A 23,052-nucleotide genomic window follows, 5' to 3' on the forward strand; every position below is an offset into this window, starting at 1 on the left:
TGCCGCGTCAGTGACCGGCAGGTGCCCCGCGCCACCGGGGCCCGCAGCAGCCCCCGGTGGCGCGCCGCGTCAGGCGGCGGCCTGCCCGCGGGAGCGGCGGCGTTGCGCCCAGGCGAGCGCGCCGAGGCCCAGGCCCATCAGGGCATAGGTGCCGGGCTCGGGCACCGCGGCCACCGTCAATGTCAGGTCGCCGTAGAGGTACTCGACGTCGAGGCGGTAGTAGCGGCTGTCGAGGTTGCTGACGATCTGGTCGAAGGACCCGGAGCCGCTGTGGAAGTAGCTGACGTCCACCACCTTGTAGCTGCCCAGCACCGGCGTGCCAAGGAAGTCGACCTGCAGCGTGCCACCGTAGCTCACCTGGCCGTCGATGGTGAGGACGTCGAAGCTCGCCAGGCTGGCGATGTCCACATCGAGCACCGTGCCGGCGAAGTTGACATCGCCCGCCAGTTGCCCGGCGCCGACGGTGTCCTTGCCGCCCGCGCCCAAGGTGCCGCCTTCCAGTTGGAAGCGTTTGGCTTGCAGCGTGCCGTCGACCCAGGTGGCGCTGGCAGCGCCGCGCTGGGTGTAGTCGCCCCAGACATTCCAGGTGGTATTGCCGCTTTCCAGCCGCACCGCGCCTTCGTTGAGCAGATCGCCGCTGGTGGAGAGGCTGGCCTGGTTCTGCAGGCCGATGTCGCCGGTGTTGCGGTTCAGGCGGCCGAGCGCGGCCACCTCCTGGCCATCGACGATGTTGACCAGCTTCGCGGCCCGGCCGTCCAGCACGATGCGGCCTGCGTTGTCGCGGATGCCGGCGGCTTCGCCATCGACCTTGCCGAGGTTGAGGGCCAGGGTGCCGTCGCGCACCACCCAGCCGCCGCCGGTCAGCCGCTGGGTGGCGGCGTCCCACTGCTTCAGCGCTCCCGCCACCAGGACGCGGGAGCGCACCGCCTCCAGGCTGCCTGCGTTGTCCAGCGCACCGAGGAAGCGCAGGGTGCCACTGCCGCTGGTCACCTGGATCCGCCCCTGGTTGTTGAAGGCCGACTGCACGTCGGTGGCACCGACGCCGGTCTTCAGGAAGGTGCCGGCGTTGTCGAAGCGGGCCACGCGAATCTCCGTGGGGCGCGGCTGGTCGGTGGACGGATCGCGGTTGCCAAGGGCATTGCGGTCTTCGAAGATGCCCTGCTCGGCCACCAGGATGCGGCCCTTGCCGAACAGGTCGGCGGCATCGCCCTCCCAGTCGGCCTTGCCGCGGAATTCCATCGTGCCGTCAATGCGCTTGCCGTAGATGTCGGGACCCCAGCCTTCCCAGTAGTCGGCGACGCCGTGCAACCTGGCGTTGCCGGTCACGACCATGGTGCCGGTGGTGTCCAAGTAGCCGTTGCCCCAGTCCAGGTCGCCGACGACGGCAGATCCGTCGAGCGAGAGTCTGCTGTTCTGGCGGCCACCGTCAAAAAAGGTCGATCGCCCGACCTCCAGGCTGCCCACCTCCAGCTGGCCCTTGACGGTCAGCTCACCGCCGTCGATCACTTCCACGCGGCCTCGGCGGCTGGAAAGGCGGGAGGCGTCGGCCAAGTGCCCCTGCAGACGCAAGGTGCCGTCGTTGTGGATGCTGCCGGTGAAGCCGCTGCCGACGCCGATGTTCAACTTGGCGCCCGCAGCCACCTGCCATCTCGCCGACCCGTAGACATTCCCGGCGAACATCGTGCCCCCACGAACGTTCACGGCGCCATCGACCTGGTTGCTGGTTTCGCCCTTGCCGGACGACACGGTCAGCGTGCCACCGTCGACGTTGATGGTGCCGGTGCTCTGGAAGTCACCGTTGGGATAGGGCGAGATGTCCAGTTGGCCGCTCTTGACGGTGATGGTGCCGGCGTTGAGGAAGAGGTTCGCCTGCGTGCGCAGGACGGTCGAATGCGAGCCGGTCTTCAGGTAGTGACCGTTGTTGACGAGGTCTGAGAAGAACACGTCCAGCTCGCGGTACCGGCCCGACGCTGCATGGTCATGGAAGGTGCCGCCGGCACCGATGGTGACCTTCGAAAGATAAGGTCTGAAGTCGCCGCCATGCCAAAAGGTCTGGCCATTGAGTTCGAGGTCGAGACCGCGGTTGCTGGTGAGGCCACCCGCGCCGGCCTGCAGGTCCGCGCGACCGTTAACCACCACTTTGAGGGTGTGATTGATGCTGTCGAAGTCATCGGCATCGCCCAGGCTGCCGCCAGACCAGTTCAGGCTGCCCAGCGTCAGCGAGCTGTCGGCCAGAGGCCGCAGCCAGCCGCCACGCAGGTCCAGCGCGGCGAGCGACGAGGCACCGCCCCCCAGGTTCAACTGGCCGCCGCTCATCATCAGCTTGCCGCTGCCGTGCACGCTGAAGGCGCTGAAGACGCCGTCACGCAGCAGCGAGTCGAAGCTGCCGAGCACCGCGCGGTCGGCGACGTTGGCGGGTGGGCCGTCCAGCCAGTTGGACGTCAGGTCCCAGTAGGGCGAGTCGGTGCCGGCGCCACCGTTCCAGATGCGGTCGGCAGCGAGGGCGGGCGCCAGGGCGGCCTGTGCCGCGAGCGCGATGGCGGCCAGGCGGGGCGCCGACCGCAGGCAAGAAGAGTACGACAAGGTGATCCTCCGTGATTGTTGATTCTGGCGGCGCGCGCAGGAGGGCCCTGGCCAGGGCCGCAGCCAATCGTGAACGCCCGCATCGCCACCACGGAGCATCCCAGCGTGCCAGCGGGGCGTCAGTGAATGTGTGAAACATGCGATTCAACTCAGAAGGGACGGTGAAGGAATGGCGGCGGCAGGCAGCGTTGCCGGGCCAAGTGCGCCCCGGGGAAGCTGCCATGGCCGCGATGGCGTCCCGGCACACACGGCGATGTGTGCCCGGCCTCTTCTCGAAAGGTGTCGGATGGGATGGCCTCTTTCCACGACGACTGTCGCCGGGTTCCTGACATGGGAAGATGAACAGCCAGAACGCCACGAGTTCCTTGGCGGCAAGATCGTCGCCATGGTGTGGAAGGCACCCGCGGCCATCATCGGGTGATTGCCATTGTGGCGCGCCACCTCGGCAACCAGCTTGACGACACGGGCTGCCAGGTGTTCAGCGAAGCCATGAAGGTGCAGGTCGGCAATGACACCGTCTTTTATCCGGACGTGCTTGTGACGTGCGAGCGGCTCTTCAAGGCGAGCGAGCCGGCGGTGACGGCGCCGGTGCTCGCCATCGAGGGGCTGCCCCCCGCACCGAGGCCCACACAACCGAGGCAGGACGTTCGCGCTGTATCGCCAGCTTGCCTCCCTGCGCGAATACGTCCTCACTGATCCCGGGAGCCGGTTCGCCGAGGTGTTCCAGCCTCAGGCGGACGGCAGTTGGGCCTTCACCGAGACGAGCGGCCACGGCATGCTGGCCTTGCAAAGCGTGAGGTGCGAATTGCCGCTGGCGTGGATCTTCAACGGCATGGACAGCGGGGAAGCCTGATCGCCCGGTGAGCAGCGCGGGAGCAGCCAGAGGCTGCACTTCAGCCGGCCGTCTCGTCCGAGCCCTGGCGTGCCCGCTCCTTTTGCGTCTGCCGGCGCAGCAGTTCCCGCATCTCCGGCACACTTCGGGAGCCGGCCTGAGGCCGTGATGGTCCAGTGCTCCCTTGAAGGCTGCCTATGCCACCTCGGCCGCTCCAGCGCTGATGCCAGCATCGCCCGACCGGCAGAGCCTCACTCCCCGGACACCGCATTCAACCCCGGGTCCAGCCGAACCTCGATGGAGTCGTCCGGCTCCACCAGCAAGTAGGCCTGCAAGGTCTTCCCCGGGCCCTGCACCTGCAACAGCACCTCGCCGTCCTGGTCCAGGGCCGCCAGCAGCGCCTCGTGCAAGGCGTCGTCGCATTCGCGGCGCCAGTCACCATAGAGGAAGAACATGTCCGGCCGGGGATTGAGCATCGAACCCAGCAACTTGCCGTTCCAGAACAACCGTAGCGTATCGGACATGTTTCACTCTCTGTCGATGACCTCGAAACCGGACTTGCTCTTGCCTTGCCCCTTGCCAGGAACGAACAGGTCCGGAATGCCGAACTCTTCCATGTCGGCATCCTTCGCCCGGCCCGGGCTCTTGCGACCGCCAAGCGCCTGGAATTCGTCCTCGAAGTCCAGGCCTGCGCTGCGAGGGCCTTGGATGGTAACCAACTCCACATCCCGCCCGAGGCTCTTCTGGTGCGCGAAATCGGCTCTCGCCTTCGCCTCGTTGAAGGTGGTGGAGATGAACGGGCTCTTGTCGCCGCTGGCTTGGGCGTCTTGCATCGCTCGCACCCGCTTGTTGGGATTGGGCGAATTCACTGCGTCCAGCAGTTTCTTTCGCTTGTCCAGCGCCTCCTGAAGGCTCGCGCCCTTCTCGCGCGCACGCCGGAAAGCACCGCCGGTGACCAGGCCGTCGCGCGTCCTCGGCTGCACCCGGTACACCGTCACCTGACAGCCGGTCAAGCCGAGTGGATCGATCCAGGTCAGCGGGTTGTGGACGTAGCCATGTGTGCGAATCCCGCCCGCCAGCCCGATCGGGTCGTGGCTGATGTAGTGGCCGGAGTGCGGGTCGTAGTACCGGTGCCGGTTGTAGTGCAGCCCGGTCTCCTCGTCGAAGAACTGGCCCTGGAAGCGCAGCGGATTGTCGATTCCCCCGTCCTGCGGCGCCGCCCTGCTGTCCGGGGCCAGCTGGCCCCACACGTCATAGCGAGCCGACCACACCACGTCGCCGTCGACGGACGTCAGCCGCGTGGGGCATCCGTTCGGGTCATTGTGGTAGCGGTAGCTGGCTGCCTTGCCTTCGGCGATCAGGGCCAGCGGAACGAAACTGTCGGGGTAATACAGATACTCCCGTGCCCCGAGCCAGGGGCCGCCTGCGTCGCTGGATTGGCCGACAGCCTGAGCACCGGGAGACGCCGGCGCGGACTCGACCGTGGCATGCGCCAGCAGGCTGTTGCCGTCCCAGGCGAACACGACCGTCTTGCCCGCCGTCCGCTTGAACAGCCGGCGGCCCAGCGGGTCGTATCCATAGCGGGTTTCGACCCCATCGGTCGTGCTGGCGACCAGCCGTTGGTTGGCGTCCCAGCGAAGACGCATGTCCTTGCGTGTGCGGTGCGCCGGCCCCCCCGCTCCTTCGCCGCGCTGCTCCACCAGGTTGCCGGCCCGGTCGAAGCGGTAGGACAGCCCCTGGTACGCCCCCTCCCGGCGCCAGTCTTCCGGGCCGTCGCGGCCGTCCTGCACCTGCTGCCGCTCCACCGTCCGGGTGACGAGACGGTCCCCGGCAGGATCCTGGAAGAACCGCTTGAGGCGGCCCTGCGGGTCGATGTGCTCGACGATTTGGCCCAGCGGATCGCACCGGTAATGGTCCACGCCCTGCTGGCTGTCGTTGCGCTGGGAGAGGTTGCCGGCCGCGTCGTAGACATACCGGGTGTGGAACAACCAGTCCTCATCGCGCTTCAAGCCCTGCGCCGCCAGCCGCCCCTCGGCGTCGTACTTGCAGTACCGCTGCAGGGTCGGCCCCAGCGTTTCCTTCACCACTTGGCCGGCCGCGTCGTGCTCCATCACGATGGCGGGCTCGTCGTTGATGCGGATCGACGACGGGCGACCCAGCGCGTCGTACTCGTAGACGATCGTGCTGCCGGCACTGGTCTCGCGCCGGATGCGGCGGCCCAGCAGGTCGTAGGCATTCTTGACGACAAAATCGCCTTGCCGCTCCTCGATCAGCCGCCCCTCGGCATCGAAGCTGCGCTGCACGCTGGCGTGCTCGTTGCTGCACGCGGTGAGGTTGCCGTTGGCGTCGAAATCGAAGGTTTCCTCGAACAGCTGCCCGGCACGCTCGGGGTGCGCAAAGGACTTGCGCCTGATGCGGCCGAGCTTGTCTGTCGTGAACTGGATGACACGGCCGAGCGGGTCGCAGCTCTGCTTCAGGTTGCCGGCCAGGTCAAACTCGAACGTCGTCGTCTGGCCCCAGAAGTCGACCTCGCGCACCACGCGCCCCAAGGCGTCGCGCTGGAGCTGATAGCGTTCGCCACGCTGATTCCGCACACCGATCAGCTGCTCTTCGGTGTCATAGAGGTACTCCACCGTGTGCCCGTCGGGCTGGTGCCGCTTGCGCAGCAGGCCCTGGCCGAAGTACTCGAACCGGGTGCGCGCGCCGTGCTCGTCCTCGTACTGCGTCAGGTTGTCCTGCGCATCGTAGGTGCAGCGCATCTTCGCCCCACCGGGCGTCGTCACCAGGACCAGGCGGCTTTTCCGATCGTATTCATAACGGGTTGCGCGGCCCATGGGGTCCATGCTCTGCAGCACGTTCCCGAGCGGGTCGCGCTTCACATGGATCGCCTGTCCGAGGGCATCGATCACCGCGCTCACCTGCCCGTCGGTGTCATAGGCAAAGCAGGTGCGGGCGTCCGTCGCGTCCTGCACGGCGAGCAGCAAGCCCTTGTCGCTGTACTCGTAGGCGGTGACAGCGCCCAGCGGGCTGGTCTGCGAGACGAGCAAGCCGCGCTCGTCCCACACCTGCTGCCAGGCGGCGCCGTTCGGGTTGGTGATGCGCGTGGCCTTGTTGGCCGCGTCCACATCGATGGTGGTGGTGCTGCCATCCGGGCGCTTCAGCACCCGCAGGTTGCCTCGCTCGTCATACACATACTCGGTTCGGGCGTTGGCGGCATCGATGACCGCTGTCGTCCGTCCCGCGTCGTCGTACTCGAAGATCGTGCGCCCACCGAGCGGGTCGATCTCCAGGACCGGGAGCCCGCGTTCATCGCACTGGACCGTCGAGACGCCCCCCAGCGAATCGCGGATGCGAACCTCGCGGCTGGTCGGCCAGTAGGCAAAACGGTAGTCGTACAGCCCGTCATCGCCCCAGGCATGCACCACGCGGGGCTCCGCCTCGCTCGGGTCGTACTCGTAGTAGAAGGACAGCCCGGTGCGGTTCGTGTGCTGCACCATGCGGTGGCCGTCATAGGCGAAGCAGTAGGGATGCCCCAGCTCGTCGCGCGCGGCCACGAGATTGCCCTGGTCGTCCTGCTCGTAGGTGACGAAGGTGTGGCTGAATCCGGTGTCGGCCACATACAGCGACAGCGCGCGTATGCCGGCCTCGCCATGCTCCACCATCAGGCAGCGCCCGCCGGATTCCCGCAGCGCGACCAGCCGGCCTCCCGACCTCTCATAGGCCAGCCAGTTGCCGCACAGGTCGCTGATCCGGCTGATCGGGACTTCGGTCAGGTCGTCCTCGGTGACACATGCCGCCGCCTTCGGGAAGTGGTAGACCAGGTCGTTCTTGGTGCGCACCTGGAACTCATCGCCTTCGTCACTCAGCAGCGCACCGTCCATCAATTCGAGGACCGCGCCAGCCGCTCCCCGCGCAGTGGGCAGCTGCGGAAACAGCGACAAGCCGTCAGACGGGTGCCGGAACAGCACGGTCCCGTCCTTGCGGTCGATCTCCAGCCTGGCATCGGCCGGGCATTCCCATCCGTGGCCACAGGCGCCGCGGCGCTGGCTGCCGGAGCTGTACGACCGCACCCAGGGCAGCGGGATCATGCCCTGCAGCGTGAAGTCGACCTGCTCGACCACCACCTCCCCGGTCAGGATGTTCACCGGCTCGGCCCGCAGCACCTTGCACTTCAGGAAGCCGGGGTCCATGTTCTTGAACACCTTCTGCCGGAACTTCTTGAAGCGGTCGCCCAGCGCCTTGCCGAACTTCGATTTCGCCAGCTTCCCCAGCCCCGCGAAGGCACCCTTGAACGCCATCCCCATCAGGGAGATGGTCGGCGGCCCGCCGACCTTCACCGTGGTCGGTATCGCCAGGTTGAAGGTGGTCGGCAGCAGCGTCGGCAGCGGGATGCGCTTCTTCTTCGGCCGTGGCGGGCTCGGCATGCCGGCCACCTGGCAGCCCAGCACCGGCAGCGCCAGGTAGGAGAAGGGGTCGCCATCGGCCGTCACGGTGGAGCTGCCCATGAACAGCTCGTCGTCCTTCTCCGGCAGCATCGGCGCGAACGGAAAGCCCGGCGGGATGTGCACCACGATGGCCCCGGTGCCGGCGGTGGCGCGCTTCATGCCGAACACCGACACCGTGGCGCCGATGAAGGGCACGTAGTCGAAGGGATCGAACACCACCGACATGTGCGGCGTCGGCAAGGGCACCGGCGAGGGCGACGGCGGCACCACGCAGAGGTGGATGTCCACCCCCATCTGCGGATCGCCGTGCTTGGCAGCGGGCATCATGCCGCAGCCCCTTCTTCGGCCTGTGCGCCGGCGGGCAGCGAGGCGATCGCGCCCTTCATCGTCACCGGCCATTGCGCCCCCAGCAGCGCCCGGGCCTGCTCGAAGACAGCCATGAATTCCGGCGTGCCGGCCGCGGCCAGCCGGTCGCCGCGGTCACGCGCCTGCTGCTGCAGCTGCAGCACCTGCGCCGCGTGGACCTGCTCCAGCCGGCGCAGCGCCGACGGGTCGGGATGTCGCTCGAGAGCCGCCATCTGCCGCTCGGTGTCGGCCCCGAGGCGGCTGCTCGCCTGGTCCAGCTGGTGCTTGACGGCCTCGATGGCCGCCACCCGCTCCGGCTCCAGCAAGCGCAGCGACTCGAAGGCCAGCAGCGGCAGTGTGGTCATGGCACGTGCCTCGGGCTGCAGCTTGGCACCCACCGACAAGGCCTTGCGGCTCAGGGCCAGCGCCGGCTCGGCTTCGCCAGCGCGCGCGTGGCAGAAGGCGCCCATGCGCAAGGCCTCGATCAGCAGCGGCGCATTCGGCAAGGCCGCCGCCAGCCGGGCCGCCTCCCGATAGCACGGCACCGCCTCCTTCGGCTGGCCGGCAGCGAGCTGCGCGGCCGCCTCGCCAAACCAGGTCTGCAGCACCAGCTGCTTGCCGGCGGGATGGTTCGCGGCACTCGCCACCTCAGCCGAGGCGCGTGCATGCTGGTAGTGGTTCAGGGCATCGTCGAAGCGCTGCGCCTTCAGCATCGCGCCGGCCGTCACCAGCCGCACCGCCACTTCCTGGTCGGCCCAGCCCTGCTTGTTCGCAAACGCCAGCACGTCGCGCGCCTTCAGCAGCACATGGTCGGCACTGCCCTTCTCGGCCAACGCGAACAAGGCGGTCAGCAGGCTGCGGAACACGCCCGGCGCGCCCACCGCCGGCTCCTGCGCGAAGGTCTCCTGCGCGGTGGACCAGGCCTCCACCGCCGGCGCCTGCACCGTCACCAGCGGATGGTGGGCCGCTGCCAACTCGCCGAGGCGGGGGGCCTGGCTGAAGTCGGGCACCAGCAAACGCACGCCGGACACGCTGCCCGCCGCCTCCAGCGCCCGGCCGACCCAGGCCGCCCAGGCTTCGTCCTGGGCCACGGCACTCGGCAGCAGCACCGCCACCAGGTGCCCCAGCTGCGGATGATGCGCGGCCAACGAAGCCAGCCCCTGTACGAAAGCGGCCGCGGTCTCGGGCAGCCCTTCGGGCTCGAAGCGCCAGTCCGGCTGCAGCCCTTCGCGCTGCAGGTCCTCGTGGCTCGCGGCGTACTGCCCCGCCAGCGCCTCCTTCAACGCCCGCGCATAGCCCACCGATTGCTCGAAGGCGGCGTCGAAGACGATGAAGGTGTCGCCGCTCGTATACGGCGAGGCATGCCGCTGCACTTCGCAGAAGCACTCGATCATCCGCTTGCCGTTGTCGGGTGCCTGCCACAGCAGCAGGCGCTTGCCGGGCTCGGCCCGGAAGTCCTCCCACAGCTGCAGCAACTCGACGAGCTTGCGCTCCACCGGGTTCAAGGCCATGGCGGCTCCTTTCCTTGCTTCAGCAGTTGGTTCAGCAGTTCAGCGAGATCTGGGTGCCATTGACGGCCACGCCGCTGGCATCGATCTTGATCGTGGCGCCGCCGGCGCTGATGGTGATGGCCCCCGGGCCGATGTCGATGGTCGAGCCCGACACGCCGAACTTCAGCGAGGTGGCCGAGGTGTAGGTGCCGGCGCCGTCGGCATGCAGGTCCATCGTTGCGGTGGCGCCCTGCTTCATGGGCCCGGTGGCGGTGCTCTCGAACAGCCCGGTGACGTTCTCGGTGTAGCCACCGCCGGTCACCGTCAGCACCTTGCCGGAGTGCACCGTCTTCTCCTCGCCGGAGGTGACGGTCTCGACGAAATGCCCGTTCACGGTGTTCTCGCGCTTGCCGTTGACGGTGCTGGTCAGCCCGCCGGTCACGGTGCGCGTGGCGCCGCCGGTGATGGTCTGGGTGTAGCCCGAGGCCACCGTCACGTCCTGCCCGGTGTCGATCTTCTCCACCAGCTTGCCCACCACGCTCATGGTGCGGTTGGCATTCACCGTCAGCGTGTCGTCCACCTTGATGGTGGTGCTGCGGTTGTTGTTGATGGTGTTGGTCTGGTCGTGCTGGACGGTGGTGGTCTGGTCGTACTGGGCATGGATGTTCATCAGCTCCTTGCCCGCGGTGTCGTTCATCGAGATCTCGTTGAAGCCCGCCCCCTTGTGCGTCTGCGATTTCAGCCCGCTGACGACGCCTGGCGCCGCGAACGGCGGCATCAGCTCGGCGTTGTAGACCCGCCCGGTGATGAGCGGTCGGTCAGGGTCGCCTTCCAGGAAGTCCACCACCACTTCCTGCCCGATGCGGGGGATGCTGACCGCCCCCCAGCCCTTGCCGGCCCAGGGGTGGGAGACGCGGATCCAGCAGGAGCTGTTCTCGTCGCCCGTGCCGTAGCGGTCCCAGTGGAACTGCACCTTCACGCGGCCCTGGTCGTCGGTGTGGATCTCCTCGCCGGCCGGCCCCACCACCACCGCCGTTTGCGGCCCCTGGACGATGGGCTTGCGCGTCAGCCGCGCCGGGCGGTAGGGCTCGCTGCTGGGCATCACGGTGAAGCGGCAGTTGAAGCGCGCGCCCTCGCCGCCGGCCGATTCGTATTCCTCGCCTTCCAGCTGGTACTGCGCCGACAGCACCAGATACTCGCGGTTCTGGTCCTGCCGCGGCTGTCCGGTGAGCGTGAACAGGTGGCCCACGCACAGCCCGCGGGTGTTGGCCTCGCCCCGCGCCAGCTCGAAGCGCGCCTGCAGCTCCTCGATGCGCACCCGCGCGTACTGCTCGCCTTCGGCGGCCGTCAGGTGCCGGTCGGGGTAGTCGTAGACCTCGTACTGCGCCTGGGCATGGCGGCGCACGACCGCTGCCTTGCCCTGCAGTTCCACCCGCGGCTTCTCGGGGTCGTAGTTGTCGTGCACATAGCGGCCGGTCTGGATCTCGCGGCCAAAGCTCCAGCGGTCGATGTGCTCGGTCTCGGCACGCGCCGAGCGATCGTGCGGCAGGTAGGGAAACTGGCCGTAGCCGGGAAACTCCGCATGCGCGCTCACCGAGTCGCACAGCACCAGCACATGGCGGTTGGCTTCGTGGAGGAAGTAGTAGTAGATGCCTTCCTGCTCCATCAGCCGGCTGACGAAGTCGAAGTCGCTCTCGCGGTACTGCACGCAGTAGTCGAGCGTGGGGTAGCTGCCGCTCAGCTTCACCTGCGTGGCCGCCACGTCGGCATGCGTGTCGAAGACCTGCTTGAGGATGTCGGGCACCGCCATCTTCTGGAAGATGCGGCAGTTGGCCGTGCGCGTCAGCAGCCACAGCCAGGGCCGCATCGTCAGCCGGTACAGGTTCATGCGGCCCCGCACCCCCACCTGCTCGAAGCGGGTGGCATGGCCGCTGAAATGCCGGAAGCCGCCGTCGGGCAGCTCCATCTTCACCGCGACCTTCTCGCCCAGCACCTGGTCCGGGTCCAGGTCTTCCCGCTCGCTGACCGCCTCGATCTCGAACTCGCTGAGCCGCGCCATCTCCTCCCGGCCGTTCATGCGGTGAAAGCGCAGGACATCTGCGCCCAGCGGAGTGATCAATTCGAAGGTTCTTGCCATGATGGACCCACCTGAAGACTCGCAGTTGTGACAGGCCACACCCTGCAGCCGGCCTGGCCGGCCCGCAGAGGCAGGTATCCCGTCGCACTGGTCAGGCAGGCCGCTGCTTCTCCTGTCCCGTTGGACACAAGGCCGGAGAAGCGCCGGGCACGACCGCGCTGCCGCCGCCAGTGGCAGACCATCGTAGGACGGCACCCCGGTTCTGGCTCTCCCTAGCTTGTCGACGAAACAATCGTTACTGTTTGTCTATACCGCGTTCGGTCGCATAGACGGCCGCCTGGACGCGGGAGCTGAGTTTCAGCTTGCGCAGGATGCGCTGGACATGGATCTTCACCGTCGTTTCGGCGATGCCCAGCGTGCGGGCGATGCCCTTGTTGCTGGCCCCTTGCGCGATCTCGGCCAGGATCTCCAGCTCGCGTGGCGACAAGCCGTCCCCCGGCTCGTCCTCGACCGGCACCGCGGGAGGCGCACCGCCACCGCGCAAGGCGTCCATCAGCTTGCCCGTCATTTGCGGGCTCACCACCAGCTCCCCCTGTAGTGCCCGCACGATGCCGCTGACGAGGGCTTCCCGTTCGATCGTCTTCAGCAGATAGCCGCTCGCGCCGGCCTTCAGTGCAGCGGCCAGGTCCTCGCCTTCCTCGCTGACGGTGAGCAGCAGCACGCGCGCCCGCGGTGCCACCTCGCGCAGGCCGGGGACGGCATCCACGCCCCGCACGCCGGGCAGGTGGTTGTCGAGCAGGATCAGGTCGGGCTGCAGTTCCGCTGCGCATCGCAGCGCTTCGCTGGCATCGGCCGCCTGGCCGGCCACCTGCCAGCCAGGTTCATCCGCCAGCAGCGCGGCCAGGCCACGGCGGAACAGGCTGTGGTCGTCCACGAGGAGGAGTCGGAGCGTTGGAGTCATGAGGCCTCCGCCAGGGGTTCGGGCCGGGTGGCCGGGGTCGCCGCAGGCGGGGCGCTCGCCGGCACCGTGAGCTGCAGCTCGGTGCCTTCGCCCCGCTGCGAGCGGATCTGCACGCGGGCGCCGATGCGGCCGGCCCGCTCCCGCATGATGTCCAGCCCCACGTGCGTGGCGTTGGGGGCGCCGCCTTCGACGTCGAAGCCGCGCCCGTTGTCGCGCACGGCAAACAGCCACTCCCGGCCCTGCTTCACGGTGAGCCAGACATGCGAGGCATGCGCATGCTTGCGCACATTGGACAAGGCCTCCTGGACCACGTGCAAGACCTGGATCTGCACATCGGCGGGCAGCGGCAGGCCTTCGCCGGTCACCTGCAGGGTGGTCTGCAGGCCGGTCTGGTGCTCGAATTTCTGCAGCGTGGTGCGCAGGGCCACCGAGATGTCCTCCGCATGTGCTCGTGTACGGAAATGCAGCAGCAGCGCCCGCACGTCGCCGGAGCTTTCCCGCACGCCGGCCTCGATGTCGTCGGTGGCACGGGCCATGGCAGCCGCGTCGCCCCGCGCGACTGCGTTGCGCAGCACCGGCACCTGCAGCTTCAGGAAGGCGAGGGACTGGGCGATGGAGTCGTGCAGCTCACGGGCGATGAAGGCCCGCTCGTCCGACACCGCCGCTTCCCGCTCCATGGCCGCCGCGCGCAGGCCGTCCAGGGCCGATGCGAGATGGCGCGCCAGCGTCTCGTACAGCGAGCGCTCCTCCTCGCAGGGGGCGGCGCTGCAGCGGTAGAACAGGTCGATCTCGCCCACCAGCCGGTGCTGCGCCCGCATGGGCACCGTGACGAGCGTGGTGTAGCCCGCCTGCTCGCAATGCGGCATGGAGGCCCCCTCGGCGCGGCGGATGGGGATGACGCGCACCGGCGCCTGTGCATCGGCGCCGCCGCACAGGCAACGCGCCGTGCGCAGGCATTGCTCGGCTTCGAGCAGGGGAGCGGGCAGCCCTTCGCTGGCCAGCATGATGTAGCGCTGCTGCCCGGCGTCCGACCAGCGCAGGGCGATTGCGTCGGCACGGGCGATGCGGCGCATCTTGGCCGCGAAGCCGTCGGCCAGCTGGGCCAGCGTGGTGGACTCGGACAGGAAGCTGCTCACCTCGTAGAGCGCCGCCAGCCGCTCGCGCTGGTGCTCCAGGCGCAGTGTCTTCTCCTGCACCTTGGCTTCCAGGTCCTCGTAGGCCTGCCCCAGGTGCTCGGCCATGCGGTTGAAGCCCTGGGCCAGCTCGCCGAATTCGTCATGCGCCGGCAGCTCCACGCGGGCCCCGAAGTCGTGCTGCGCGATGCGCTGCAGCCCGGCATGCAGGCGCTTGAGCGGCTCCAGCACGAACAGGTGGCCGGCATACATCAAGGCCACCGCGCCGCCGATGGCCAGCACCATCAGCGCGAACTGGAAGCCGTGCAGCAGCGTGGTCCAGCGCGACAGGCTCGTCTCCAGCGTGCCGACAAAGGCATCGATGGAGGCCACGAATTCGTCGGCCTGGCGCAGCGCCTGCGGCGTGGCGGGCGGCGTGCGCAGCCAGCTGGTATGCAGGTCAGCCCAGTGCGTTTCAATCTGGCGGAACTGCCGCAGCGCCTCCCGGTCCCAGGGCACGAACAGCGGCCGGGCCGGCTCGCCGCGCCTCAGCATGTCGAGGCCGGCGTCGAAGGCCTCGGCCTGCCGCTGCAGCGACACCGGCTCGCCCCCGGCTGCGGCCGACACTGCCAGCCGCAGGCTCAGCATGCGCAGGCGCCCCGCCTCGTTGACAGCCGCCGCCCCGCCCTCCAGGTGCCAGCTCACCCACAAGGTCAGCCCGATGGAGGCCAGCGCAATCAGCAGGAAGGCGGCGCCCAGAAGCAGCAGCTTGCTGCCCAGGCTGCAACGTGGCGTAGTGTGCATGCCGCGACTCTAGGCAGGACCGCGGCGGGCCGGCTTGACGAATCGCAAGCCGGCGCGAGGCGCCCTGCCTCAGACGAACTTGCGCTCGGCCACCGGCGGCGGCGTCCACTGGTAGAGCCAGGTCTCGCTGAGCGGCTGGCCGTCGCACTGCAGGTGCATGCGCAGGTTGATCGGCTCGGTGCTGTTGTCGGTGGGCCGCAGGTCGAACATGGCCCGCCAGCCTTCGATGGCGCCTTGCGGCCGGGCCGAGGTGATCTCCACCTTGCCGCGCGAGGCGGTGATGACCGGCTCGACCTTGGCGTTCTTGCCCAGCAGCGAGAAGTCGCCGCCAGCGAAGTCGACTGCAAAGCGCCACGAGAAGTACTTGCGCGGCTGCCCCACCACGCCGCCCAGCCCGGTGCGGGTGGCCACCACATGGGCCAGCGGCGGCCTTGCCGGCGGCTGGGCCCCCCAGTAGAGCCGGTATGAGAACAGCAGCTCCTGCCCCGGCTGCGGCTTGGCGGCCGGGTTCCAGAAGGCGACGATGTTGTCGAAGGTTTCGTCGACGGTGGGGATCTCGACCAGTTGCACCGAGCCCGCGCCCCAGCCGGCCTTCGGCTCCACCCACAGGCAGGGGCGCTTGTCGTAGAACACGCCGTCGTCCTGGTAGTTGTTGAAGTCGCGGTCGCGCTGCAGCAGGCCGAAGCCACGCGGGTTGTTGTCCTGGTAGGCGTTGAAGCGCAGCTGGGCCGGATTGGTCAGCGGGCGCCAGATCCATTCGCCGTTGCCGGTCCACATCTGCAGGCCATCGGTGTCGTGGATCTCGGGGCGCCAGTCGTTGGCCATGCGCTTGTCGTTCTCGCCGAACTGGAACATGCTGGTGCACGGCGCAATGCCCAGGCGCTCGATGGTCTTGCGCGGGTACAGCGCGGCATCGATGTCCATCACCTGGGTGTCGCCCGGCGTGATGGCGAAGCGGTAGGCGCCAGCCACGCTGGGTGAGTCGAGCAGCGCGTAGACGATGACGGTGTTCGACTGCGGCGCCGGCTTCTCCAGCCAGTAGGCCACGAAGTTGGGGAACTCCTCCGGTCGCGGCAGGCCGGAATCGATCGCCAGCCCGCGGGCCGACTGGCCGTACTGCCACTCTCCCCCCACCGCGCGGAAGTAGCTCGCGCCGAGGAAGGCGGAGATGTCACGCTCCAGGTCGGTATGGAAGTTCAGCCGGAAGCCGGCGAAGCCGAGGTCCTGCGGCAGGCTGGCGGCATTCACACCGCTCTTGGTGTGGTCGAACATGGCCGGGTCGTAGGCCAGCTCCCGGGCCCGGCCCTCGACCACCTCATACAGCCGCACCGGTGACTTGAAGAACAGGCCGAGGTGGAAGAACTGCGCCTGGAAACGCAGCTTGTCGTCGCGCCACAGTGCATGGTCCTTGTTGAAGCGGATCGACTGGTACTGGTCCCAGTCGAGCGACTCGATCGACTTGGGCAGCGTGGTGCGGGGCGCCTGGTAGGGCTTGGCGGCCAGGCTGCGCGCATGACCCTTGAGCCACGCCAGGTCGAAAGCCTGCGGCTTGCCGATGGCCTGCAGCTGGGCGGCATGCGCGGCGATGGAGAACCAGGGGGTGGTGGGTGCGAGGGCGGCCAGGCCGACCGCTTTGCTGGTGTGGGAGAGGAAACGTCTTCTTTGCACGTGTGAGGCGACAGCGGGGGTTGGACACGGCAGCCGCAAGGGGCACCGCGCGAAGCGGTCGCCATCACCGGGCCGAAGGCCGGTGTCGGCCGCAAGAAGGGTGGCCCCATGGTAGCGGCCACAAGCGCCGCTTCCGCCCGCACATCGCAACTTTTGGTGACCACCACCGCGCACCCGCGACGACCGCGCCCTCCCCAAAAAGAAAACGGCCCCAGGCAAGCCGGGGGCCGTTCGAGGCAGCGGTGCGCGCGCTATTTGCTGGCCGCGGGTTCGGGCGCCGGCGCATGTGTCGCATCGGCACCGTGCTTCTCACCGCTCATGTCGATGTCGCCGCCATTCATCAGCATGGCCACTGCCAGCGCCGAGAAGAGGGCGAAACCGGCCGCGATTTTCCACATGGGTCAGATCCTTTCGAGGGCGTCAGTCGTTGGCGAAGATGTCGTTGTCCTTGGTCTCGCGCACGAACAGCGTGCCGATGGCCACCGTGGCCAGCGCGATGATGATGGGATACCAGAGGCCGTTATAGATGTTGCCCGTCTGCGCCACGATGGCGAACGAGATGGTGGGCAGCAGGCCGCCGAACCAGCCGTTGCCGATGTGGTACGGCAGGCTCATCGAGGTGTAGCGGATGCGGGTGGGGAACATCTCGACCAGCATCGCCGCGATCGGGCCGTAGACCATGGTGACGTAGATCACCAGCAGGGTCAGGATGGCCACGATCATCGGCTTGTTCAGCTTGGCGGGATCGGCCTTGGCCGGATAGCCGGCTTCCTTGATGGCGGTCGACACGGCCTTCTTGAACTCGGCGTCCTTGGCCTTCAGCGCATCGCCGCTGAAGGCCTTGGCGTCATAGGACGGGATGGTCTTGTCGCCGACCTTGATCACCGCGGCGCCGCTGCCGTCCACCGTCTCGTAGTTCACCGAGTTGGCGGCCAGCACCTGCTTGGCCACGTCGCAGGAACTGGTGAACTTGGCCGTGCCCGTCGGGTTGAACTGGAAGGAGCACTCGGCCGGGTCGGCCACCACCGACACCGGGGCCGAAGCCTGGGCGCGCGCCAGGTCCGGGTTGGCGGCCTGGGTCAGGGCCTTGAACAGCGGCATGTAGGTCAGCGCCGCGATCAGGCAGCCGGCCAGGATGATGGGCTTGCGGCCGATCTTGTCGCTCAGCGTGCCGAACACCACGAAGAAGGGCGTGCCCAGCAGCAGGCCGAGCGCAACCAGCACGTTGGCGGTGCCCATGTCGACCTTCAGCGTCTGCTGCAGGAAGAACAGCGCGTAGAACTGGCCCGTGTACCAGACCACCGCCTGGCCAGCCACCAGGCCCACCAGCGCGAGGATCACGATCTTCAGGTTCTTCCACTGGCCAAAGGACTCCGCCAGCGGCGCCTTGGAGGTCTTGCCCTCGGCCTTCATCTTCTGGAAGGCCGGCGACTCGTTCATGCTCATGCGGATCCACACCGACACGGCCAGCAGCAGGATGGACAGCACGAAGGGAATGCGCCAGCCCCATTCCTTGAAGGCGTCCTCGCCGACCAGGGTGCGGGTGCCGAGGATGACCATCAGCGACAGGAAGAGGCCCAGCGTCGCGGTGGTCTGGATCCAGGAGGTGAAGGCGCCACGCCGGCCGTGCGGCGCATGCTCGGCCACATAGGTGGCCGCGCCGCCGTACTCGCCGCCGAGCGCCAGGCCCTGCAGCAGCCGCAGCACGATCAGCACCACCGGCGCGGCCACGCCGATGGAGGCATAGCTGGGCAGCACGCCGACGATGAAGGTCGACAGGCCCATCAGCAGGATGGTCAGCAGGAAGGTGTACTTGCGTCCGATCATGTCGCCGAGCCGGCCGAACACCAGTGCGCCGAAGGGCCGCACGATGAAGCCGGCGGCGAAGGCCAGCAGCGCGAAGATGAAGGCCGACGTCGGGTCCAGCCCGCTGAAGAACTGGGCCGCGATGATGCTCGCCAGCGAGCCATAAAGGTAAAAGTCGTACCACTCGAAAACGGTGCCCAGGGAGGACGCGAAGATGACCTTCTGTTCCTCCTTGGTCATCGGCGCCTTGCTCGGTGCGGGCGCCTGCTTCGTCAGCGTTGCTGCCATGAATGTGTCTCCGGTTTGCAGAACCCCGCCGGCGAGGGCGGTCGCGAGGCCGACTATCAGCGCGGGCTCTGACCGCGTGCTGACGCCCAGCCAACGGGAGCTGACAAATTAAGGTGTAACCCTGAGTTGCCTTTTCTTGATGTGCAACCGAATGCGAACACGGCAGCCGCACCCGGGAAAACGATCAGGCCCGCGGCGGCACTTTTGCACGCCGCGCCGAATGGGGGTTTTCCTCAGGGTGCTGGTGCGGACCCGGGGTCGCCGCCAATGCGCGACTGGCGGCGCTGCGACCCGGCCGGCCAGTCGGCGGCGCCCATCCATTCGGGGCTGTCGAACCAGGGATCGCCTTGCAGGCAGGCGCGCAGCATCTCGAGCGAGTCGGCGCCCCAGAACAGGCGGCCCTCCAGCTCGATGGTGGGCACGCCGAAGACACCGCGCCGGGCGGCCTCGGCAGTGGCGTCGCGCAGCTCGTCCTTGACGGCCTGGCTGGCGGGATCGCGCCGGGGCGACAGGCGCTCGAGCAGCGCTGGCAGCCGGGCCGGGTCTTCGGCGTCGAGGCCACTGTCCCAGACATGGTGGAACAGGGTCTCGCAGACCCAGCGGTTGGGCGTGCCGCCCGCGGGTGCGCAGGCGCGCGCCAGGCGCAGCAGCGGCAAGGGGTTGAAGGGATGGGTGGCCGGCTGGCGCAGCGGCACGCCCTGTCGGCGCGCCTGCCACAGGATCTGGCGGTAGGTCCAGGCCCGCTTCGGTGCGATCTCGGCCGGGCCGAGCTGGCCATGGTGCTGCAGCAGGCCGGCGAACAGCACCGGCTCATAGCGCACCTCGTAGGAACAGCCGAGCAGCGCCACCGGCAGCCGGTGGAAGGCCAGCCAGGCATACGGCGACAGCAGGTCGAAATAAAAGCGCAGCTGTTTCATTCCCTGCTCCCGTCGTTGCGTCCGGCCGGGGCGGTGCCGGCCTGCTGCCGCAGCGGCAGCTGTTGCCACACCTGCCGCTTGTCGGCCTCGCTCATGGTGGACCAGGCTGCGATCTCGTCCAGGCTGCGCAGGCAGCCTTCGCACCAGCCGCTGCGGGCGTCCATGCGGCAGATGCCGATGCAGGGGCTGGGCACGGCAGCGGCCTCGGGCACCGGGCGCGTCATCGTGCCGGGGCCGGGCAGCCGGCGATCATTCGGTGACGTCCTCGACCGGCGCGCCGGTCAGCCGGGCCAGCTCCTGCGGCGCCACCCGGAACACGCCCTTGGGATGGCCTGCCGCCGCCCAGACCTCGGCGAAGCGGAACAGCTCGCGGTCGATCAGGGTCACCGGCTCGCTCAGGTGGGCCACCGGCGACACGCCGCCGATGGTGAAGCCGGTGCGGGCCTTCACGAAGTCCGGATCGGCCCGGCCAACCGGGCCGGCCAGCGCGGCCACCTTGCGCTCGTCGACGCGCTTGTCGCCCGAGGTCACCACCAGCACTGCGGCATCGTCGCTGCGGCGGCGGAAGATCACGCTCTTGGCGATCTGCCCGACGCTCACGCCCAGCGCATCGGCCGCCTCGCGGGCGGTGCGTGCGGGCAGCTCGAGCAGCACCGGTGCGTGCGGGTGCCCGAGGCGCTGCAACGCGACGCTGACCCGCTGGTAGCCCTCGGAGGGCGCCTCGTCCGGTGCGCTCATGCGGCCTCCGCCACGCTGGAAGTGCGCTTCGCCAGCAGTGCATTGCTGACGCGGGAAACCGGCTTGCGACCCAGCACGCCGGAGATGTAGTGCGCCGCGTCGACCAGGCGGTCGAGGTCCACGCCGCTGTCGATGCCCAGGCCCTGCAGCAGGAACACCACGTCCTCGGTCGCCACGTTGCCGGTGGCGCCCTTGGCATAGGGGCAGCCGCCGAGGCCGGCGACGCTGGTGTCGAAGGTGTGCACGCCCAGCTCCAGGCAGGCGTAGATGTTGGCGAGCGCCTGGCCGTAGGTGTCGTGGAAATGACCGCTGACCTCGGCCAGCGGGTAGTGTCTGAGCGCCCGCTCCATGGCCGCCTGCACCCGCCGCGGGGTGCCGACACCGATGGTGTCGGCCACGCCGACATGGTCCACGCCGATGCCCTTCATCAGCCGCACCACCCGCTCGACCTCGTCGGGCGAGACCTCGCCCTGGTAGGGGCAGCCCAGCGCGCAGGAGATTGCGCCGCGCACCTTCAGGCCCTGCGCCTGCGCCTGGGCCACCACCGGGCGGAAGCGCTCGATCGATTCCTCGATCGAGCAGTTGATGTTGCGCTGGCTGAAGGCTTCGCTGGCGGCGCCGAAGACGACGATCTCGTCGGGCCGGGTCGGCAGTGCCGCTTCCAGGCCCTTCAGGTTGGGCGTGAGCACCGAGTAGCGCACGCCGTCCTGCCGCTGCAGGCCAGCCATGACCTCGGCGTTGTCGGCCATCTGCGGCACCCACTTCGGGCTGACGAAGCTGGTGACCTCGATCTCGCGCAGGCCGGCGGACTGCAGCCGGTGCACCAGCTCCACCTTGCTCGCGGCCTCGACCGCCTGCTTCTCGTTCTGCAGCCCGTCTCTCGGGCCCACCTCGACCAGGGTGACGCGCTGGGGCAGCATCATCGTCGTCTCTCCAGGGTTGCTTTGCGGGCCGGCGATGGTGCCGGCCGCCTCATTCTGCCGTGGATGGCGTCAGGCCGCCTTCAGGCGCAGCAGCTCGGCGCCCTCGGCCAGCTGGTCGCCGACGCGGTACAGCACTTCGTCCACCACGCCGTCGGCCGGCGCGGCAATGGCGTGCTCCATCTTCATCGCCTCCATCACCGCCAGCGGCTGGCCCTTGGTGACCGCCTGGCCGGGCGCCACATGCAGCGCGATCAGCTTGCCGGGCATCGGCGCGGTCAGCCGGCCGGCATCGTGCCCCGCTTCGCCGGCATGGGCGATGGGGTCCACCCACTGCAGCGAGGCCGAGCCCTGCGGCGCGAACACCGCATAGGTCTCGCCATGGCGGTAGACCGCCAGCTGCCAGCGTTCGTCGCCGAGCGTCACGTCGTAGCGGTCCGGGCCGAGCGGGCGCACCAGCAGCGCGCGGCGGTCCTCGCCCAGCTCAAGCCGGTGCGAACCGTCGTGCAGGTAGTGCAGGCCGGCCACATGGCGCTGGCCGCTGCCGTCCAGCACCTCCAGGCGGCGCCGGGCCACGCCGTGCAGGCGCCAGCCGCCGCGGCGCGACCAGGGGTCGGCGGTCTCGGCCCCCGCCTCTTCGCCCAGCAGGCGGGCCGCCAGGCCGGCCAGCGCGGCCTGCAGCGGCAATCCGGCCTGGCCAAACAGCACGGCGCGCTCGCGCTCGATCAGGGCGGTGTCCAGGTCCGCCCCCGCGAAGGAGCGGCTCGCCACCACGCGGCGCAGGAAGGCGGTGTTGGTGTGCAGCCCGACGATGTGCGTCTCGGCCAGCGCGGCATCCAGCCGTGCGAGCGCCTGTGCGCGGTCCTCGCCCCAGACGATGAGCTTGGCGATCATCGAGTCGTAGTAGGGCGAGATCTCGTCGCCCTCGCGCACGCCGGCGTCGATGCGCACCGGCGCCACCTGGAACTCGGCGGCCGCGGCCGGCGTGCGGAACACCCGCAGGCGGCCAGTGGCAGGCAGGAACTGCGCTTCCGGGTTCTCGGCGCACAGCCGCGCCTCGATGGCATGGCCGTGGATGCGCAGCTGCTCCTGGCGCGCCGGCAGCGGCTGGCCGGCCGCCACACGCAGCTGCCACTCCACCAGGTCGTGCCCGGTGATGGCCTCGGTCACCGGATGCTCGACCTGCAGCCGGGTGTTCATCTCCATGAAGTAGAAGCGCCCGTCCTGCTCGGCGATGAACTCCACCGTGCCGGCGCCGACATAGCCGACGGCCCGCGCCGCCGCCACCGCGGCCTCGCCCATCTCGGCGCGCCGCTCGGGCGTCATGCCGGGCGCGGGCGCCTCCTCCAGCACCTTCTGGTGGCGCCGCTGCACCGAGCAGTCGCGCTCGAACAGGTAGACATAGCCGCCCAGGCTGTCGCCGAAGACCTGGATCTCGATGTGGCGCGGGCGGGTGACATAGCGCTCCACCAGCACATGGTCGTCGCCGAAGCTGGCGGCCGCCTCGCGCTTGCAGGAGGCCAGCGCGGCCTCGAACTCCTCGCCACTGGCCACCAGCCGCATGCCCTTGCCACCGCCGCCGGCGCTCGCCTTGATCAGCACCGGATAGCCGATGCGGTCGGCCTGGGCCTTGAGGAAGTCCGGTTCCTGGCGGTCGCCGTGGTAGCCCGGCACCAGCGGCACGCCGGCCTTCTCCATCAGCGCCTTGGCGGCGGCCTTGCTGCCCATGGCCGCGATGGCCGACGCCGGCGGGCCGATGAAGGCGATGCCGGCTTCCGCGCAGGCGCGGGCGAAGCCTTCGTTCTCGCTCAGGAAGCCGTAGCCGGGGTGCACCGCCTCGGCGCCGGTGGCGCGGGCGGCCTCCAGCACGCGCTGGGCCAGCAGGTAGCTCTCGCGCGGCGCCGGAGCGCCGATGTGCACCGCCTCGTCACAGGCCCGCACATGCTTGGCCTGGGCGTCGGCGTCGGAGTAGACAGCCACGGTGCGGATGCCGAGGCGGCGCGCGGTGGCCGCCACGCGGCAGGCGATCTCGCCACGGTTGGCGATCAGGATCTTCTTGAACATCG

At 69.0% G+C, this 23,052-nt stretch carries 17 protein-coding genes; 2 read left to right on the forward strand and 15 right to left on the reverse strand.

The features are described from left to right. Positions 1–69: 69 nt before the first annotated feature. Positions 70–2,583 carry a PEP-CTERM sorting domain-containing protein gene (locus tag N7L95_RS10710; RefSeq protein WP_301259811.1) on the reverse strand — a complete coding sequence of 838 codons (2,514 nt, stop codon included), beginning with the start codon at positions 2,581–2,583 and terminating at the stop codon, positions 70–72. Between the two features lie 390 nt (positions 2,584–2,973). Here N7L95_RS10710 and N7L95_RS10715 point away from each other — a divergent pair, with 390 nt between their 5' ends. Continuing rightward, on the forward strand, positions 2,974–3,279 hold the full coding sequence (locus N7L95_RS10715; protein ID WP_301259812.1) for a Uma2 family endonuclease: 306 nt from the start codon (positions 2,974–2,976) through the stop codon (positions 3,277–3,279). A gap of 22 nt (positions 3,280–3,301) precedes the next feature. Then, on the forward strand, positions 3,302–3,436 hold the full coding sequence (locus N7L95_RS10720; protein ID WP_301259813.1) for a hypothetical protein: 135 nt from the start codon (positions 3,302–3,304) through the stop codon (positions 3,434–3,436). A 230-nt stretch (positions 3,437–3,666) separates the two neighbouring features. Here the strand turns inward: N7L95_RS10720 and N7L95_RS10725 are convergent, their stop codons facing one another. From N7L95_RS10725 to N7L95_RS10790, 14 genes are all read right to left on the reverse strand, one after another. Further along, on the reverse strand, positions 3,667–3,939 hold the full coding sequence (locus N7L95_RS10725; protein ID WP_301259814.1) for a hypothetical protein: 273 nt from the start codon (positions 3,937–3,939) through the stop codon (positions 3,667–3,669). Positions 3,940–3,942: 3 nt separating this feature from the next. Continuing rightward, the gene (locus N7L95_RS10730) at positions 3,943–8,187 is read right to left on the reverse strand and encodes an RHS repeat-associated core domain-containing protein (protein ID WP_301259815.1); all 4,245 of its coding nucleotides are present in this window, start codon (positions 8,185–8,187) and stop codon (positions 3,943–3,945) included. Then, complete coding sequence (locus N7L95_RS10735) at positions 8,184–9,716, reverse strand: hypothetical protein (protein WP_301259816.1); 1,533 nt, start codon at positions 9,714–9,716, stop codon at positions 8,184–8,186. The genes N7L95_RS10730 and N7L95_RS10735 overlap by 4 nt, the downstream gene beginning before the upstream one ends. A gap of 31 nt (positions 9,717–9,747) precedes the next feature. After that, the gene (locus tag N7L95_RS10740; RefSeq protein WP_301259817.1) at positions 9,748–11,832 is read right to left on the reverse strand and encodes a type VI secretion system Vgr family protein; all 2,085 of its coding nucleotides are present in this window, start codon (positions 11,830–11,832) and stop codon (positions 9,748–9,750) included. A 235-nt stretch (positions 11,833–12,067) separates the two neighbouring features. Then, complete coding sequence (locus N7L95_RS10745) at positions 12,068–12,733, reverse strand: response regulator (RefSeq protein WP_301259818.1); 666 nt, start codon at positions 12,731–12,733, stop codon at positions 12,068–12,070. Beyond that, positions 12,730–14,649: a type IV pili methyl-accepting chemotaxis transducer N-terminal domain-containing protein gene (locus tag N7L95_RS10750; RefSeq protein WP_301259819.1), complete on the reverse strand. Its 1,920-nt coding sequence runs from the start codon at positions 14,647–14,649 to the stop codon at positions 12,730–12,732. Before N7L95_RS10750 ends, N7L95_RS10745 begins: the two co-directional genes overlap by 4 nt. Positions 14,650–14,718: 69 nt before the next feature. Beyond that, positions 14,719–16,317, reverse strand: a complete 1,599-nt coding sequence (locus tag N7L95_RS10755) for an OpgD/OpgG family glucan biosynthesis protein (RefSeq protein ID WP_435870076.1) — start codon at positions 16,315–16,317, stop codon at positions 14,719–14,721. Positions 16,318–16,568: 251 nt separating this feature from the next. Further along, positions 16,569–16,715, reverse strand: coding sequence for a hypothetical protein (locus tag N7L95_RS10760; RefSeq protein WP_301259820.1), 147 nt, complete (start codon positions 16,713–16,715; stop codon positions 16,569–16,571). 22 nt (positions 16,716–16,737) lie between these two features. Further along, complete coding sequence (locus N7L95_RS10765) at positions 16,738–18,411, reverse strand: MFS transporter (RefSeq protein ID WP_301259821.1); 1,674 nt, start codon at positions 18,409–18,411, stop codon at positions 16,738–16,740. Between the two features lie 233 nt (positions 18,412–18,644). After that, the gene (locus N7L95_RS10770) at positions 18,645–19,328 is read right to left on the reverse strand and encodes a 2-hydroxychromene-2-carboxylate isomerase (protein ID WP_301259822.1); all 684 of its coding nucleotides are present in this window, start codon (positions 19,326–19,328) and stop codon (positions 18,645–18,647) included. Continuing rightward, positions 19,325–19,552, reverse strand: coding sequence for a DUF1289 domain-containing protein (locus N7L95_RS10775; RefSeq protein ID WP_301259823.1), 228 nt, complete (start codon positions 19,550–19,552; stop codon positions 19,325–19,327). The genes N7L95_RS10770 and N7L95_RS10775 overlap by 4 nt, the downstream gene beginning before the upstream one ends. A 25-nt stretch (positions 19,553–19,577) precedes the next feature. Then, positions 19,578–20,066, reverse strand: a complete 489-nt coding sequence (locus tag N7L95_RS10780) for a YbaK/EbsC family protein (RefSeq protein WP_301259824.1) — start codon at positions 20,064–20,066, stop codon at positions 19,578–19,580. Beyond that, positions 20,063–20,986, reverse strand: a complete 924-nt coding sequence (locus N7L95_RS10785; protein ID WP_301260123.1) for a hydroxymethylglutaryl-CoA lyase — start codon at positions 20,984–20,986, stop codon at positions 20,063–20,065. Before N7L95_RS10785 ends, N7L95_RS10780 begins: the two co-directional genes overlap by 4 nt. 72 nt (positions 20,987–21,058) lie before the next feature. Next, entirely contained in the window at positions 21,059–23,050 is a 1,992-nt protein-coding gene (locus N7L95_RS10790; RefSeq protein ID WP_301259825.1) for an acetyl/propionyl/methylcrotonyl-CoA carboxylase subunit alpha, read from the reverse strand. Positions 23,051–23,052: the final 2 nt, after the last annotated feature.

The organism is Eleftheria terrae, from assembly GCF_030419005.1.
Taxonomy (GTDB): Bacteria; Pseudomonadota; Gammaproteobacteria; order Burkholderiales; family Burkholderiaceae_C; genus Caldimonas; species Caldimonas terrae.

Bases quoted from the DNA above. Each gene is read 5' to 3' on its own strand.
- N7L95_RS10725 (WP_301259814.1), bottom strand. From the start codon at position 3,939: ATGTCCGATACGCTACGGTTGTTCTGGAACGGCAAGTTGCTGGGTTCG.
- N7L95_RS10730 (WP_301259815.1), bottom strand. From the start codon at position 8,187: ATGATGCCCGCTGCCAAGCACGGCGATCCGCAGATGGGGGTGGACATC.
- N7L95_RS10735 (WP_301259816.1), bottom strand. From the start codon at position 9,716: ATGGCCTTGAACCCGGTGGAGCGCAAGCTCGTCGAGTTGCTGCAGCTG.
- N7L95_RS10740 (WP_301259817.1), bottom strand. From the start codon at position 11,832: ATGGCAAGAACCTTCGAATTGATCACTCCGCTGGGCGCAGATGTCCTG.
- N7L95_RS10745 (WP_301259818.1), bottom strand. From the start codon at position 12,733: ATGACTCCAACGCTCCGACTCCTCCTCGTGGACGACCACAGCCTGTTC.
- N7L95_RS10750 (WP_301259819.1), bottom strand. From the start codon at position 14,649: ATGCACACTACGCCACGTTGCAGCCTGGGCAGCAAGCTGCTGCTTCTG.
- N7L95_RS10760 (WP_301259820.1), bottom strand. From the start codon at position 16,715: ATGTGGAAAATCGCGGCCGGTTTCGCCCTCTTCTCGGCGCTGGCAGTG.
- N7L95_RS10765 (WP_301259821.1), bottom strand. From the start codon at position 18,411: ATGGCAGCAACGCTGACGAAGCAGGCGCCCGCACCGAGCAAGGCGCCG.
- N7L95_RS10770 (WP_301259822.1), bottom strand. From the start codon at position 19,328: ATGAAACAGCTGCGCTTTTATTTCGACCTGCTGTCGCCGTATGCCTGG.
- N7L95_RS10775 (WP_301259823.1), bottom strand. From the start codon at position 19,552: ATGACGCGCCCGGTGCCCGAGGCCGCTGCCGTGCCCAGCCCCTGCATC.
- N7L95_RS10780 (WP_301259824.1), bottom strand. From the start codon at position 20,066: ATGAGCGCACCGGACGAGGCGCCCTCCGAGGGCTACCAGCGGGTCAGC.
- N7L95_RS10785 (WP_301260123.1), bottom strand. From the start codon at position 20,986: ATGCTGCCCCAGCGCGTCACCCTGGTCGAGGTGGGCCCGAGAGACGGG.
- N7L95_RS10790 (WP_301259825.1), bottom strand. From the start codon at position 23,050: ATGTTCAAGAAGATCCTGATCGCCAACCGTGGCGAGATCGCCTGCCGC.